The sequence below is a fragment of the Sphingomonas sp. genome (assembly GCF_030145815.1).
Classification (GTDB): Bacteria; Pseudomonadota; Alphaproteobacteria; order Sphingomonadales; family Sphingomonadaceae; genus Sphingomonas.
The window spans coordinates 91,913-107,008 of the sequence record NZ_JAIXHL010000004.1 but is presented as its reverse complement, the minus strand read 5'-3'; the positions used below and the strand labels follow the sequence as shown (position 1 = coordinate 107,008).

The 15,096-nt window shown below is 66.2% G+C and carries 13 protein-coding genes; 8 read left to right on the top strand and 5 right to left on the bottom strand.

The features are described 5' to 3' along the window. Positions 1–51: 51 nt before the first annotated feature. The 4 genes from glnE to KYX69_RS04970 all read left to right on the top strand — a co-directional run bounded on the left by glnE (position 52) and on the right by KYX69_RS04970 (position 5,292). Positions 52–2,736 (top strand): bifunctional [glutamate--ammonia ligase]-adenylyl-L-tyrosine phosphorylase/[glutamate--ammonia-ligase] adenylyltransferase, encoded by a 2,685-nt coding sequence (gene glnE, locus KYX69_RS04985; RefSeq protein ID WP_300494462.1) that lies wholly within the window; start codon positions 52–54, stop codon positions 2,734–2,736. Positions 2,737–2,738: 2 nt separating this feature from the next. Beyond that, positions 2,739–3,212 (top strand): peroxiredoxin, encoded by a 474-nt coding sequence (locus KYX69_RS04980; protein ID WP_300494460.1) that lies wholly within the window; start codon positions 2,739–2,741, stop codon positions 3,210–3,212. Beyond that, a complete protein-coding gene (locus KYX69_RS04975; protein WP_300494458.1) occupies positions 3,209–4,018 on the top strand; it encodes a ferritin-like domain-containing protein in 810 nt (269 codons plus the stop codon). The genes KYX69_RS04980 and KYX69_RS04975 overlap by 4 nt, the downstream gene beginning before the upstream one ends. 98 nt (positions 4,019–4,116) lie before the next feature. Further along, positions 4,117–5,292, top strand: coding sequence for a M23 family metallopeptidase (locus KYX69_RS04970; protein WP_300494456.1), 1,176 nt, complete (start codon positions 4,117–4,119; stop codon positions 5,290–5,292). Positions 5,293–5,361: 69 nt separating this feature from the next. On the opposite strand, the gene KYX69_RS04965 is transcribed toward KYX69_RS04970, so the two are convergent. Next, a complete protein-coding gene (locus tag KYX69_RS04965; protein ID WP_300494453.1) occupies positions 5,362–6,153 on the bottom strand; it encodes a hypothetical protein in 792 nt (263 codons plus the stop codon). Positions 6,154–6,242: 89 nt separating this feature from the next. On the opposite strand from KYX69_RS04965, the gene erpA reads away from it, so the two are divergent. From erpA to KYX69_RS04950, 3 genes are all read left to right on the top strand, one after another. After that, positions 6,243–6,584 (top strand): iron-sulfur cluster insertion protein ErpA, encoded by a 342-nt coding sequence (gene erpA, locus KYX69_RS04960; protein WP_300494451.1) that lies wholly within the window; start codon positions 6,243–6,245, stop codon positions 6,582–6,584. A 7-nt stretch (positions 6,585–6,591) separates the two neighbouring features. After that, a complete protein-coding gene (xth, locus tag KYX69_RS04955) occupies positions 6,592–7,365 on the top strand; it encodes an exodeoxyribonuclease III (protein ID WP_300494448.1) in 774 nt (257 codons plus the stop codon). Between the two features lie 196 nt (positions 7,366–7,561). Then, positions 7,562–7,807 carry a hypothetical protein gene (locus KYX69_RS04950; protein ID WP_300494446.1) on the top strand — a complete coding sequence of 82 codons (246 nt, stop codon included), beginning with the start codon at positions 7,562–7,564 and terminating at the stop codon, positions 7,805–7,807. A 58-nt stretch (positions 7,808–7,865) separates the two neighbouring features. Here KYX69_RS04950 and KYX69_RS04945 read toward each other — a convergent pair whose 3' ends face one another. Beyond that, complete coding sequence (locus KYX69_RS04945; protein ID WP_300494717.1) at positions 7,866–9,026, bottom strand: N-acetyltransferase; 1,161 nt, start codon at positions 9,024–9,026, stop codon at positions 7,866–7,868. Positions 9,027–9,207: 181 nt separating this feature from the next. Here KYX69_RS04945 and KYX69_RS04940 point away from each other — a divergent pair, with 181 nt between their 5' ends. Next, on the top strand, positions 9,208–10,317 hold the full coding sequence (locus tag KYX69_RS04940) for a fatty acid desaturase (protein WP_300494444.1): 1,110 nt from the start codon (positions 9,208–9,210) through the stop codon (positions 10,315–10,317). Positions 10,318–10,472: 155 nt separating this feature from the next. Here the strand turns inward: KYX69_RS04940 and lptG are convergent, their stop codons facing one another. The 3 genes from lptG to KYX69_RS04925 all read right to left on the bottom strand — a co-directional run bounded on the left by lptG (position 10,473) and on the right by KYX69_RS04925 (position 15,085). Continuing rightward, the gene (gene lptG, locus KYX69_RS04935) at positions 10,473–11,576 is read right to left on the bottom strand and encodes an LPS export ABC transporter permease LptG (protein WP_300494443.1); all 1,104 of its coding nucleotides are present in this window, start codon (positions 11,574–11,576) and stop codon (positions 10,473–10,475) included. Further along, positions 11,573–12,772 carry an LPS export ABC transporter permease LptF gene (gene lptF, locus KYX69_RS04930; RefSeq protein ID WP_300494441.1) on the bottom strand — a complete coding sequence of 400 codons (1,200 nt, stop codon included), beginning with the start codon at positions 12,770–12,772 and terminating at the stop codon, positions 11,573–11,575. Before lptF ends, lptG begins: the two co-directional genes overlap by 4 nt. Positions 12,773–13,126: 354 nt before the next feature. Beyond that, the gene (locus KYX69_RS04925) at positions 13,127–15,085 is read right to left on the bottom strand and encodes an ATP-binding protein (RefSeq protein ID WP_300494438.1); all 1,959 of its coding nucleotides are present in this window, start codon (positions 15,083–15,085) and stop codon (positions 13,127–13,129) included. Between the last annotated feature and the right edge of the window lie 11 nt (positions 15,086–15,096).

Here is a 15,096-nt window from a genome sequence, read left to right as displayed (position 1 = left end):
GTTGCTTGACAGATCAGAAACTGTCTGATCGCTGGCCGAAACGATAGTCGCATGGTCGGAGACCACACTGCGATTGGCGATGCACTCGCGCGCGCTGTCCAAAACGCGCCGTTCCTGGCCCATCTGGTCGAGCGCGAGCAAGCGCTGGTTTCGAATATGGCGAACGTGGTCCGTGATCCGCTCGGCGCAGCGCGGATCGACGATCCCGCCATGCCGCTGTCGCGCCGATTGCGGATCGAAAGGCGGCGGCTGGCGCTGGCGGCAGCGATCGGCGACCTGTCGGGGCAGCTCGATTTCGTCACGGTGACGCGCGCGCTGTCGGATTTCGCCGATTACGCGCTGGATGCTGCCATCGCGGGCGCGATCGTCGAGCGGGTACCGGGCGCGGAGCCGCGCGGACTGGCGGCCATCGCGCTGGGCAAGCAGGGCAGTCATGAACTCAACTACTCGTCCGACATCGACCCGATCCTGATCTTCGACCCCGCCACGCTGCCGCATCGCGAGCGCGACGCGGTGGAGGAGGCAGCGGTGCGCGTCGGGCGGCGCGTCGTGGAAATCCTGCAGGCGCGCGATGCCGATGGCTATGTGCTGCGCATCGACCTGCGGCTGCGCCCATCGCCCGAGGTGACGCCCATCGTGCTGCCAGCCGAGGCGGCGATCAGCTATTATGAATCGCAAGCGCTGCCGTGGGAGCGGGCGGCGTTCATTCGTGCGCGGGCCGCGGCCGGGGATTGCACGCTGGGGCAGGGGTTTCTCGACACGATCCGCCCGTTCGTGTGGCGGCGCGCGCTCGACTACGGCACGATCCGCGAGATCCGCGGGATTTCGCGCCGCATCCGCGATCATCATGCACAGGGCCAGGCATTCGGACCGGGGTTCGACCTCAAGCGCGGGCGCGGCGGCATCCGCGAAGTCGAGTTTTTTGCCCAGATCCACCAGTTGATCCATGGCGGGCGCGACCCGGCGCTGCGTGCGCCCGCGACGCTCGACGCGCTGGCGGCGCTGGCGGCGGCGGGGCGGGTTGATGCGGACGCAGCGGCGCAGCTGCGCGACGCCTATATCCTGTTTCGCACGATCGAGCATCGCGTGCAGATGATCGACGACCGCCAGACCCACGCTCTGCCGCATGGCGAGGCGCTCGACGCAGTGGCGCGTCTGCATGGGTTGGATTCAGGCGGAGACCTGCTCGATCTGCTCCGCCCGCATGTCGAGGCGGTCGGCGAAATCTATGATGCGCTCGATGGCGAGGAGGGGCGGCAGGGGCCGACCGGCGTGACGGTGGTCGAGTCGGGGCTGGCGGAGGCTGGCTTTGCCGATCCGGCCAGCGCGACGCGACTGATCGAGGGGTGGCGGAGCGGGCGCTATCCTGCGCTGCGCAGCCCTCCGGCGCAGGCGGCGATGGAGGCGGCCTTGCCCCCGTTGATCGCTGCCATCGGCCAGTCGCCCGATCCGGGTGCGGCGCTGGCGCGGCTCGACACGATCCTGTCGCGGCTGCCGACCGCGCTCAACCTGTTCCATTTGCTCGAAGCGCGACCGACGCTGGCACAGCTGCTCGCCACGATCCTCAGTCACGCGCCGACGCTGGCCGATGCGCTGGCGCGGCGGGTCGAGCTGCTCGACGGGCTGATCGATGCGACCGCGTTGGCGCCGGTCGGGTCGGTGGCGGAGCTGGCGCGCGACATGGCGCGGCGGGAGGCGGGGGACGATTATCAGCGGCTGCTGGATCGCGTGCGTCAGGTCGTGGGCGAGAAGCGCTTTGCCCTTGGTGCGCAGATCGTCGCGGGGGCGAGCGATCCGCTCGACGTATCGGCGGGCTATGCGCGGGTGGCGGAGGCGGCGCTGGCGGTGCTGGCCGAAGCGACGGTGGCGGAATTTGCGGTGCGGCATGGCCGGGTGCCGGACAGCGAGCTGGTCATCCTGGCGCTTGGGCGGTTCGGTGGCGGAGCGCTGACCCATGCCAGCGACCTCGACCTCATCTTCCTGTTCACCGGCGATCACCTCGCGGAGTCCGACGGCGAGAAGCCGTTGGGGGCGGTGACCTATTATAACCGCCTTGCCCAGCGGGTGATCGCGGCGCTGTCGGTCGCGACGGCGGCGGGCGCGCTGTACGAGGTGGATACGCGGCTGCGTCCGTCGGGGGCGCAGGGGCCGCTGGTGGTCTCGCTCGATGGCTTTGCCCGGTACCAGCGCGAGGAGGCGTGGACCTGGGAGCATATGGCGCTCACCCGCGCGCGGACGGTGTTCGGATCGGCTGCGGGGCGGGATGCGGTCGCGGCGGTGATCGACAAGGTGCTGGCGGGCGATCGACCGGAGCGGGACATCGCGGCGGAGGCGACGAAGATGCGCGCCGACATGGCCGCGCATAAGCCGCCACAGGGGCCGCTCGACGCCAAGCTGTTGCCGGGTGGCCTCGTCGATCTGGAGTTTGCGGTCCACACGCTGCAGCTGGTTCACCGCACCGGGTTCGCGCCGGGGCTGCGCGAGGCGATCGATGCGCTGACGGAACAGGCGCTGTTGCCGCCGACAATCGGCGCGGCGCATGATTTCCTCACGCGCCTGCTGGTGACGATGCGGCTGGTCGCACCGGATGCTCAGCCGCCGGGCGAAGCGACCCGGGCGATGGTGGCGCATGCGGTCGGCGCAACGGGATGGAATGAGGTGGTTGCGCTGCTCGATCAGCATCGGCAGGAGGTCGCCAAAGCCTGGGCCATGGCGGCGCGGGCACAGGGGAGCTGACAATGCGGATTGAGGAAGGCGACAAGATGCCGACGGTCGAGCTGATCGACCTCGACGGCAATGGGTTCCGGCTGGACGGGATGATCGGGGCGCCGCTCGTGCTTTATTTCTACCCCAAGGACGATACCGCCGGCTGCACCCGCGAGGCGCAGGATTTCAGCGCGTTCAAAAGCCAGTTCGATGCGTTGGGCGTGCGGTTGCTCGGCGTATCGCGCGACAACACGATCAAGCACCAGAAGTTCGTCACCAAATATGACCTGACCGTCCCGCTCGCGACGGATCCCGATGGCAAGGCGCTGGAGGCGTTCGGATCGTGGGTCGAGAAATCGATGTACGGAAAGAAATATATGGGGATCGACCGCTCGACATTCCTGTTTGACGCCGATGGCGCGCTGGTCCGCGCGTGGCGCAAGGTGCGCGTGCCGGGGCATGTGATCGAGGTGCTGGAGGCCGCGAAGGAGCTTCAGGCGGCGTGAGGGATACGGTTGCGCAGGCTGCGGCCACGGTTCTTCTGACCGCAGATCCGCTCGCGAAGGTTGCAGCCGCGCGCAAGGCCGCGCGCGACTGGCGGCTGGGGCGACTCGGCTTCAGCTTCGATGTGGCGATGCCGGACGAGCCTGCGCGTCCGGCAGCTCCCGAACTGTTGCCGCCGAATCGCATGCCCAGGCGCGGCAAGGGATCGGAGCATGGCCGGATCGCGCTGATCCATGCGCTCGCGCATATCGAGTTCGTTGCGATCGACCTCGCGTTCGATCTGGTCGGGCGGTTCGGTGGGCAGTTCCCGCGCGCCTTTACCGATGACTGGATGAAGGTCGGCGCGGACGAGGCGATGCACTTTGCTTTGCTGGACCGGCGGCTGAAACAGTTGGGCAGCCATTATGGCGCGATGCCGGCCCATGACGGTCTGTGGGAAGCGGCGCGCGCTACGGCGCACGATCCCGCCGCGCGGCTGGCGGTGGTGCCGATGGTGCTGGAGGCGCGCGGGCTGGACGTCACGCCGACCACGATCGAACGGTTCAAAGCGGTCGGTGATTATGCCACCGCCGCCATCCTTGGCCGGATTTTCCGCGACGAAATCGTGCATGTTGCCGCGGGCACGCGCTGGTTCGAATCGCTGTGTGCGGAGCGGCGAATCGATTCGCGGGCGGAGTGGCGCGCGCTGCTCGATCGTTATTTTCGCGGAACGGTTAAGCCTCCGTTCAACGACTCGGCGCGCGAGACAGCCGGTCTAACGCGCGACTATTACGAAAGCCTTGCCGTGTCCGGCCCGATCAGTCTCTAACCCAATGCGTCGGATGCGGAGGGGCTGCTTCCGGACGTGATTGCTTAACGAAGGCGTGTGCCACTGAATTGGCGCGTGTCTGTGGTTGCCGGGGACTCATGGTCAGCACTACACTCAACGCGAATTTGGTATCGCGGTTCCGCGATCTCTTCACGACCCGTGATTTCATCTTTCATGACGGGCGCGACCTCAAGCGCTTCAGCGTCGCAGGCCGGACCCAGGCGATCCTCGCCGGTGTCGCCGCGATCACCGTCACCTTCTCCGCTTATGGCGTGTCGCAGGCCGCATTCGGCGCGATCATGGCGACCGGCGTGGCCGGCACCGCCGCGACGCCCGAAGCGCGCATGGAAAAGATGCGCGCCGAAATGACCCGACTCGAAGCCGATGTCGCCGCGATCAAGGAAGCCGCCAAGGTTCAGGCCGCGCGTGTCGAGCAGCGCCAGAAGATCATCGCCGGGGTGCTGAGCGGCAAGGGTTCGCCCGCCGATGTCGGCATGCCGATCGAAAATGTCTCGGTCGACGCCAACAGCGCGATGGCCCGCGAAGTGCTTGCTCCGCTGCGTCAGGTCGAAGCGCGGCAGGCCCAGCTGGCCGCCAAGGCGCATCGCACCGCCCAGATCCGGCTCCATCTGACCCAGCAGCAGCTGCGCAAGATGGGCATCCAGCCCGAGCGCTTCGTCAGCGGCGGCATGGGTGGCCCGTATGAGGCAGCGCCTGAGGGCGCGGCGGCAGCCGGCGAAGCGAGCGCCGACGCGCAGTTCCGCTCGCTCTTCCAGACGTGGCAGAAGCTCGACGTGCTCGAACAGTCGGTGATCGCGATCCCGTCGCTCCAGCCGGTCGAAAATATGCGCCTGACCAGCAGCTTTGGCGTCCGCTCCGATCCGTTCCACGGCACTGCCGCGATGCACGCCGGCATCGACATCCCCGGCCCGATCGGCACCCCGATCTATGCGACCGCCGACGGTGTCACGGGTCGCACCGGTCGCTTTGGCGGCTATGGCAATCTGATCACCATCAACCATGGCAAGGGCATCGAGACCCGCTATGGCCATCTGTCCAAGATCCTGGTCGCCCCGAACACCCGCGTGCGTCGCGGTCAGCTGATCGGCCTGATGGGGTCGACCGGGCGTTCGACCGGCAGCCATCTTCACTATGAAGTACGCGTCGACGGTAAGGCGCTGAACCCGATGCCGTTCATGCAGAACACCAGCGTGATCGAGCAGGTTCAACAGAGCGCCGCGCGCCTGCAGCTGACCGCCGTCGGCGGCAATTAATTCAGACGAGATAACAGGAGAGGGACGGGGCCGCACCGGGACAACCGGGCGGCCCTTTTCCGTTTGCGCTCAGCTTTCGGTGTAGCGGATCAGCAGCGTGTCGTGCGCGCCCAGCCATGCAGCGAGGCGGTCGGCGGCGTCGGATGGTCCATCCGCATAGAGGCTGACGATGTCGGTGGCGGCTTGGGCCGCGGTCCTGGCATCAAGCGGCGTGTCGGACACAAAGGCAAGGCGACCCGCGCCGATCGCGCATAGCTTCAGACCAAATTCTGTGTCCAGATGTTGCGCCAGTGCCAGATTCTGCATCGGATTAAGGTCGCCCACGAAATAGCCATTGGGCCACGCCGCGACAGTTTCTGCCGCTGTGGCAACGGGGACGCGCTGCGCAAGGAACAGCTTTTCGTGCCGCCAGCCCAATGCTGCGTCGGGATCGGCGTTGATCGTGATCGGGTCGTTGGCGTCGCCGGGTGTGCTCCAGGGTAACAACCCTGCCAGGCTGGCGAAGGTTACACCACGCGCCCGCGCCAACAGATTGGCGAGACGGATCGGAAACTGGTCGCGGCGCAACAGATAGCCGCGATAGTCGTCCGGCTCGGCCAGCCCTTCGATCCGGTCGAGATCATGCGTTTCGATCGCGTGGCCCGACGTATAGGCGCTCTGGTGGACGTCATCGAGCGACCCGAGCACGCGGACGTCGGGATGGTCGCGCTGGAGGGTGCGCAGCAGCGCGATCCAGGCGGCAAAGTCCGGCACGTTGCGCACGACAAAGCCGTCGCACAACAGGGCGGTGAACAGCTGCGGTGGTTCGTCGTCGAACCCCGTGATTTCGATCGATTTGGGCCGTTTGCGAAAGCCGAACATGCGTGGAGGGTGCGCGCGCCGCCGCGCCGGGTCAAGCAGGCGCGCCAAGGGCGGTTGCGACCAGCGCCGCGCACGCCTATCTGCGCTGTATGGCAACTGCGCTTTCCGAAGAGATCAGCCTGACCCCGTCCGCCGCCGCGCGCGTTGCCGCGATTGCGGCGAAGCAGGGAAAGCCCGCCACGCTGCGCCTGTCGGTCGAGGGCGGGGGCTGTTCGGGCTTTCAGTATAAGTTCGAGCTGGCCGATGCGCCCGCCGAGGACGATGCGATCGCGCAGACCGATGGTGTCACGTTGCTGGTCGATTCGATCAGCCTCGACCTGGTGCGCGGCGCCAGCGTCGATTTCGTCGAATCGCTGGGCGGCGCGGCGTTTCGCGTGACCAATCCCAACGCTGCGTCCGGATGCGGCTGCGGCACCAGCTTCGCCGTCTGACCGCACCTTGAAGATCGTCAGCTACAATGTGAACGGGATCAAGGCGCGCCTGCCGCGCCTGATCGAATATCTGACCGAGCAGCAGCCCGATGTGGTGTGCCTGCAAGAGCTGAAGTCGGCGGACGAGGGCTTTCCCGAAGCCGATATCCGCGCCGCAGGTTATGGCGCGGTGTGGCATGGGCAAAAGGGCTTCAACGGCGTCGCCATCCTCGCCAAGGGCGCCGACCCGATCGAGCGCAAGCGCGGCCTGGCGGGCGAGCCCGAGGATGAGCATAGCCGCTATATCGAGGCGGAGGTGAACGGCGTGGTGATCGCGTCGATCTACCTCCCCAATGGCAACCCGGTGCCGGGGCCGAAATTCGATTACAAGCTGCGCTGGATCGAGCGCTTGTCCGCCCATGCCCGCGACCTGCTCGCCGAAGAGCGGCCAGTGGTGCTGGCGGGCGATTACAACGTCATTCCCAATGATGACGACGTTTATTCGGTCAAGGCGATGGCCGACGATGCGCTGATGCAGCCGGAATCGCGACAGGGGTATCGCGCGCTGCTGGCACAGGGCTGGACCGACGCACTGCGCACCCGCTTTCCGGCGGGGCGCGTATGGACCTTCTGGGACTATCAGGCGGGCGCATGGCAGCGCGATGCGGGGTTCCGCATCGATCATCTGCTGCTCAGCCCGATCGCCGCAGACCGCTTCGTCGATGCGGGCGTCGACAAGGACTATCGCGGTCGCGAAAAGGCGAGCGATCACGCGCCGACCTGGGCGAAACTGCGCAGCTAAGCGGCGCGCCGAAACTTGGCGCGTTTTCCCGACAATCAGTGAAATTTTTCCAGATCGTTGCTTTTGCGACGGGCTAAGTGATTGTTATTCCTAGGTTGCAGTGTTTGGCATGACTAATGCACTAACACAGCTGCGGGTAGAGCAGAGCAGCCAGCCGGCCCGCAAAGCCCCCAAGCTTTTCCCGAGGAGACCCATCATGCGCAAGTTCATCACCGTCGCCGCAGCCAGTCTGATCGTCGCCACCGCTGCTCCCGCCATGGCTCGCGACACCGCACCGTCCGCTCCGGCGCAATCGACCGAAGCAGCCTCCGTGAAGGCCGATACCAAGCGCTATTGCGTCGAGACGATGACCACCGGCTCGCGCCTGGCGAAGAAGATCTGCAAGACCCGCGCGGACTGGATTGCGGACGACAATTTCGATCCCCTCGCCCCGCAACGGTAACGAGGGCGCGGCCCGCGGCGTCCCCTATCGCCGCGGGCCGCATATTCTAACTGTCGGCCTATCCGAGGTCTTTCGCGTAAATCTGATAGACCCGGTTGACGCGGCTCTCGATCGTTTCGGCGATGGCGTTCATCCCCTGATTATCGTCGAGCACCCAGCCGATCTCGCCGCGGCTCGCCCCGAAATCGGCAATCGCGTCGCGGCGAATATATTCGATCATCATGAAGGCCAGTTGGCTCGCCATGCGCGATCCCTGCAGCTTCTTGAGCACGCCCATCAGCGGTACGCGCATCGTCCGCGCCTTGCCACGGTGCAACCACCACAACAGTTTGGCCCAGCCCAGCGGGAACAGATTGCCGTTGAGCGGCGCGATCGCTTCGTTGAGGTCCGGCAGGGTGATCATGAACGCGACCGGCTCACCATCCAGTTCGGCGATGCGGATCAGCTTTTCGAACACGATCGGCTTCAGCTTTTTGCCGACATCGTCGATTTCCGGCTGAGTCAGCGGCACGAACCCCCAATTGTCCGACCAGGCATCGTTGAGGATGCTGAGGATCAGCGCGGCCTCTTCGGCGAAGCGCGACTTGTCGACGGTGCGGATGCGGATGCGGTCGCTCTTCTCGCCCAGCGCGACGATGCGCTGCACCAGCGGGGGGAAGTCTTTCGTGATGTCGAGCTCATAGGTTTTGAGCTGCTTGACCGGCACGAAGCCCGCGTCCTCGATATAGTTGCGATAGGCCGGCTTGTGGTGGCCCATCATCACGGTCGGGGCATGGTCATGGCCCTGGATCAGCAGGCCGGGTTCTTCCCAGATCGACAGCGATACCGGGCCGATCACGCGGGTCATCCCCTTTTTGCGGAGCCAGTCCTGCGCCGTATTGATCAGCGCGCGGGCGACGGTAGCGTCTTCCGCCTCGAATAGCCCGAAAAAGCCGGTGCCGGGGCCGAAGCCCTGCTCGGCCGGCATTTCCAGTGCCAGCCGGTCGATATGCGCGGCGATACGCCCGACCGGGCGGCCGTCGCGTTCGGCGAGGAACAGCTGCGCTTCGGCATGGCTGAACCAGCCATTCTTCTTGGGATTGATCGCACCCGCGACCTCGCTGCGCAGCGGGGGCACCCAGTTCGGGTCGCCACGATTGAGGCGATAGGCAAGTTCGATGAAGTCGCGCGTGTCCGCCTTGCTGGTGACCGGACGGATGGCGAGGGGGGCATTGGCCACGAAATGGCACCTTTCGTTGATCTTGGTCAAAGCAGTCATGCCAAGCGCGCGACAAGTCAACTGCGAGCAATTGAGTTGGGGGAGCGGGCCGGTGCCAGAACCGATCCAGCCCGGCGCGATCGCGGATGGAGACGTTGAAATGCCACGCAATGGCCACGATCTGTTGGCAATGCCGAATGCTATGAACACCCTCGCCCTCGATGCGGCCGTGCAGGACCGCGTGGCTGACGCGCCCGCCGCGCCGGCGAAGATCCGCCTGTCGGGCATGGCCGATGACAAGGCGATGCTGCGCGCCGCGGCCGAACTGACGCGCGACCTGCAGACGCCGAACCCGCGTATCTACTGGACCGATTTCCTGGGATCGGCGGCGCTTGGCTATGCCGCGCTGGCGGGTGCGATCCTGGCGCCGTCGTTCGGCTGGGCCTTGGCGAGCGGGGTGGTGGCGGTGCTCGCGCTGTATCGCGCCAGCCTGTTCATCCATGAGATCACGCACCTCAAGCATTCGCTGCTGCCGGGCTTCCGTGTCGGCTGGAATGTGCTGCTCGGCATCCCGATGATGCTGCCGAGCTTCATGTATGAGGGCATTCACACCATCCACCACACGCGCACGCGCTATGGCACGGTGGAGGATCCCGAATATCTGCCGCTGGCGCTGATGAAGCCGTGGACGCTGCCGGTGTTCCTGCTGGTGTCGACGCTGATGCCGGTTGGCCTGTTGCTGCGGTTCGGCGTGCTGGGGCCGCTGTCGCTGCTTTCGAAGAAGCTGCGCCGTATCGTCGTCGGTCGCTATTCGGGGTTGCAGATCAACCCGAAGTTCGAGCGCAAGTCGCCCGAGGGCGAGTTTGCGAAACAATGGCGCTGGCAGGAGATTGGGGCGAGCATCGTTGCCGTTACGCTCATCGCCACGGTCGCGACCGGGGTGCTGCCGCTCAAGGCGTTCCTGACCTATATGGTCGTGATCTCTGGCGTCGCGGTGCTCAATCAGGTGCGCACGCTGGTGGCGCATCTGTGGGAGAATGAGGGCGAGCCGCTGACGGTGACCGCGCAGTATCTCGACAGCGTCAACGTGCCGGGCGGGTTCCTGCCGTATCTGTGGGCGCCGGTGGGGCTGCGCTTCCACGCGCTCCACCATCTGCTGCCGAGCCTGCCCTATCATTCGCTGACGGAAGCGCATCGGCGGCTGTCGGAAGCGCTTGGGACTGAGTCGACCTATCAGGGAGCCAATTACCCGACGCTGCGCGGCCTGATGGCGCGGCTGGCGGCGAGCACGATGAAGGTGCGGGCGGGCTGACCATTGCTTGCGGCGTAAGAAGAGATTGGGGCGGCGGGCGATGAAGACTTGCCGCCCTTTTTCGTCTGCCTGGGCTTGACCCGGCCCGGGGCCTCTTAGCGCCTTCGGCCAAGGCAGCCCAGCCCCGGGTCAAGCCCGGGGCGACGGTGGAAGGTCTATTCCTCGCTCTTGAGCAGCACCGCTTCGCCGATCATCGCGAACAGCAGGAACGGCGCCCAGGCAGCGAGGAAGGGTGGGTAGGCGCCGAGATTGCCCATCGCCAGCGCGAAATTGTCGGCGACGAAGTAGAGGAAGCCGAGGCCCATTCCCATCACCGCGCGGACGAACAGCTTGCCCGAGCGGGCGATGCCAAATGCCGCGACGGCGGCGAGCAGCGGCATCAGCACGGCCGAGAGCGGGCCGGACAGCTTGTGCCACAGCGCGCCTTCCAGCGCCTTGGTCGGGCGGCCGGCGGCGCGCAGATCGTCAATCGCTTCGGACAGCGCGCCGAATGACATGCTTTCTGCATCGACATTGGACAGGGTGAACTGGTCGGGGCGAACGCCCTGCGCCACCACAACGGTGCCCAGCGGGGTCAGCTTGCCGGTTGCGACATCGAACCGCTCTGCACCCTCGACGCGCCAGCCATCGCCCTCACGCCGCCCGATCTTGGCGCGGACCAGCGATTTCAGCGCTGCGCCATCGCGTTCATAAACGGTGATGCCGCCCAGGATCGCCGCGTCGCCGCGCCCCTTGATCTGCTGGGCATGGACCAGATGGCTGCCATCGCGGACCCATACGTTGGACCGGTCTCCGCGATCGATCGGCAGCGGCCCATATTCGACCTTCTTCCACGCCGCCAGCGTCGTACTGGCGCGCGAGACGATGCGGTCGTTGAAGGTGAACGAGATGATCGCCACGCCGAGCCCCGCGATCATCAACGGCGCGAGCACCTGATGCGCCGAGAGGCCCGATGCCTTGAGCGCGATGATCTCGCTATTCTGGTTCATCGTTGTGAAGGTGATGATCGTGCCCAGCAGCACCGAAAAGGGCAGGAAGGTCGCGATGATCTGTGGCACGCGCAGGCTGACATATTTCCACACCTGCGCATCGCCATTGCCGGGATAGGCGAGGATCCGCCCGGATTCGCTCAGCAGATCCAGCGTCTGCAGGATCAGCACCAGCCCGATCAGGAACGCGAACGTGTTGATCAGGAAAGAGCGCGCCATGTAGAGCGACACGGTCCGCGACGGGAAGAAATCGGTGAGCGCGTGGATCATGCCGCTGCCTTCCGCTTGCGCCGGCCGGGCAGATATTTCGCGACCGACTTCCACGCCTTGGCGAAAAATTTCTCAAGCGCGCCGATCGGCTGTCCCCCGGGGACGAACGCGAGGGTGTAATACATCCAGAACACCAAAGCGGCGAAGATCAGGAACGGTCCCCACAGCGCGATCAGCGGGTCGATCCGCCCCAGGCTGCCGATCGACTGGGCGTATTCGTTGATCTTGTGATAGGTGACGATCATCACGATCGACAGGAACACGCCGAGCGCGGACGTCGACCGTTTGGGCGGAACCCCCAGCGCGAGCGCGAGGAAGGGCAGCAGCAGCATCGTCGCCACCTCCACCACCCGGAAATGGAAGGTCGAGCGGCTGGAGTCGCGTTCCTGCTCGCTCACCTGTGGATCGCTGCCGATCTTGGCGAGCTGCGGCAGCGTGAGTTCAAGCTTGTTCTCGCCGCGCTGACGGAATTGTTCGAACTTGGGCAGGTCGATGGGCAGATCGTGCGCGTCGAAGGTCAGCACGCGCGGCACGTCAAACTTGGGCGACTGGTGGATCAGCGTGCCCTTGGTCAGGCGAAAAATGATGACGTCGGGGTCGTCGGTGCGCAGGAACTGACCCTTTTCGGCGGTCGCGGACACGATGTCGCCGCCCGGCGCACGCGCGCTGACGAAGATGCCCGACAGGTCGCGGCCCTCATTCTTGCTCTCCTCGATCCGCAGCGTCATGCGGTCGCCAACGTTGGTGAACTCGCCCACCTTGATTGATGCGCCGAGCGCGCCGGTGCGCAGCTCGAAGCGCAGCCCTTCGTAATTATAGCGGGCAAGTGGTTGGATATAGCCGACAATTGCGAGGTTCAGCGCAGCCAGGGCAATGGCGTACATGAACGGTACGCGCAGCATGCGCCCATAGCTCATCCCCACCGCGCGCAACACGTCGAGCTCCGACGTGGTGGCAAGACGGCGGAAGGCGAGCAGGATGCCGAGCATCAGCCCGATCGGGATGCCGAGACCCAGATACTCGGGCAGCAGATTGGCGAGCATCTGCCACACCACGCTGACCGGCCCGCCCTCGCTCGCGACGAAGTCGAACAGGCGCAGCATCCGGTCGAGCACCAGCAGCATTGCCGAGATCAGCAGCGTGGAGATCAGCGGGACCGCGATCAGGCGCGCCATGTACCGGTCGAGTGCGGTCATCGAATTGGGTTCGCGCCTTCAAACTGATCACATGCCGGCCAAGCCGACGGGAATATGTCCGCTATATCGAAGGTTGCCGGTAAATCTAGGGTCTGAACTCAATTAGAACGGGGTCGAGACGGAGCGGATTTTGGCGCAGGGCGAGGAGTGCGGAGGGAGCGATGCCGAAGCATCGTGACCGACAAGCGACGACGCCATGCGCCAAAAGGCGCCCGCCGCTACGCGGTTGCCCAGGCAAGATCGCCGGACGGCGTCACTTGCTTGCGCGTAGCTTCAGCTACGCGACTGCGCTGCGCTCCTTGCCGGCGACCTTGCCTGGGCAATCTCGATCCCCGTTCTAATTGAGTTCAGACCCTAGTCCGCCGCCGCGTCGGCAAGCGCCTGGAACGCGATCGCGTCCGCCAGTGCCTGTTCCAGGCCGGCAAGGGTAAAGGGCTTGCGCAGCACCGGGCGCCCCGCGAACCGGTCCTCATCGCCCTCGCCGGCATAGCCCGTGACGTAGAGAATGGCGACGGAGCGCAGCTGCGGTTCGAGCGCGGCGACCATCTCCGGCCCGGTCTGGCCCGGCATCAGTACGTCGGTCATCACCAGATCGAGCGTGCGCAGCCCCGCGACGATGCGCGGCGCGGTCAGCGGATCGCTGCATGCGACCGGGCGGTGGCCCAGTTCTTCGAGCGCGGCGAGCGTGGCGGTGAGGACGCGCGGATCGTCCTCGACCACCAGGATGTCGAGCGCGCGGTGCGGTCCTTCGCGCGGTCCGATCCGTTCGATCACGGGGGCAGTGCCCGCCGTAGCTGCATGGCAGGGAAGAAGCATGGTGACGGTCGTGCCCTCACCAACCGTCGATTCGATCTGCACCTCGCCGCCCGATTGGCGGACAAAGCCGAAAATCTGGCTGAGGCCGAGGCCGGTGCCCTTGCCGACCGGCTTGGTGGTGAAGAAGGGTTCGAACACGCGGTCCATCACTTCGCGCGTCATCCCGGTGCCGGTATCGCTGACCGCGATGCGGACATAGTCGCCCGGCGCGCAGTCTGCGGCATCGTCGCCATCCAGCGCGACATGGCCTGAGGAGATCACGATCGTGCCGCGCCCGTCCATCGCGTCGCGGGCGTTGACCGCGAGGTTGAGCAGCGCATTTTCGAGCTGCACCCGGTCGGCCCACACCTTCCATTGCGTGCCTTCGCTGCGCGTTTCGACGCGGATCCCGTCGCCGAGCGTCCGGTCGAGCAGCACTGACATGCCCTCGATCAACTCGGTCGGCTCGATCGCTTCGGGCGCCAGCGCCTCCGAGCGGGCGAAGCCGAGCAGCTGGCGGGTCAGCGCGGCGGCGCGGTTCGCGCCTTCCGCCGCATTGTCGATATGGCGCAGCGCGGCGTCCGCGCCGTCGGGCAGGTTGCGCTTGGCGAGTTCGATACCGCCCAGCACGACGGCGAGCATATTGTTGAAATCATGCGCGATCCCGCCGGTCAGCTGGCCCACCGCCTCCATCTTCTGGACCTGGCGCAGCTTCTCCTCCGCGGCGGCCCGTTCGCGCGCTTCGGCCTGCAGCCCGGCAGTAGCGGCGGCGACGGCGGCCTGAAGTTCTTCCGATCGGGCGCGCTGCGCCTCGGCCTCGGCGGCGGCAGCGGCGCGGTCGCGGATCGCGCGGACGTTGAGCCAGCCGAGCGCAATCGCGCCGGCCGCCAGCAAGGCGCCGAACAGGACGAGGTTGCGGGTCTCGTCCGCCGCCCCGGCCGCCGTCAGCCGCGCTTCTGCAGCGCGTTCGTTGAGCAACAGCCGCTCGGCATCGAAAATCGCGCCGGTCTCGCGCGACAGCGCGGCGAGATGCGGCGAGCGGCGCGCTTCGTTGTAAAAGGCGTACGCCGCCGCATTGCGACCGCGATCGGTATTCCGGGCGATTTCAGCGAGTTCGAGCCCACGTGCGTCATAGGCGCTCCGCAGGCGCGTGGCGCGCTCGGCCTGCGCCGAATTGTCGCGCACCCGTCGTTCCAGCAGGCTGAGCTGGCCGCCTGCGCGCTGCCATTCTGCGACGAAATCGCGGCCCACCGCGCGTTCACCGGCGACGACATAGCGGCCAAGCGTCGCCTCGGCGCGGGCCATGCTCGCCGCGAAGCTTTGCGACAGCACCATGACTTCGTAGCTTTGCGACTGCCGGGCCAGCGCGGCCTGATGCTGGGCGGCGGCATCGCGCTGGTTGACCACCAGCAGTGTGAGAACGCCGGTGCCGAGCAGGGCGACGACGATCATCAGCGCGACCCGCCAGTCCAGCGCGGACAGGCGGTGCTTCAGCGCGGTGATGCGGTGCTCGCTCATGGTCCGGACCC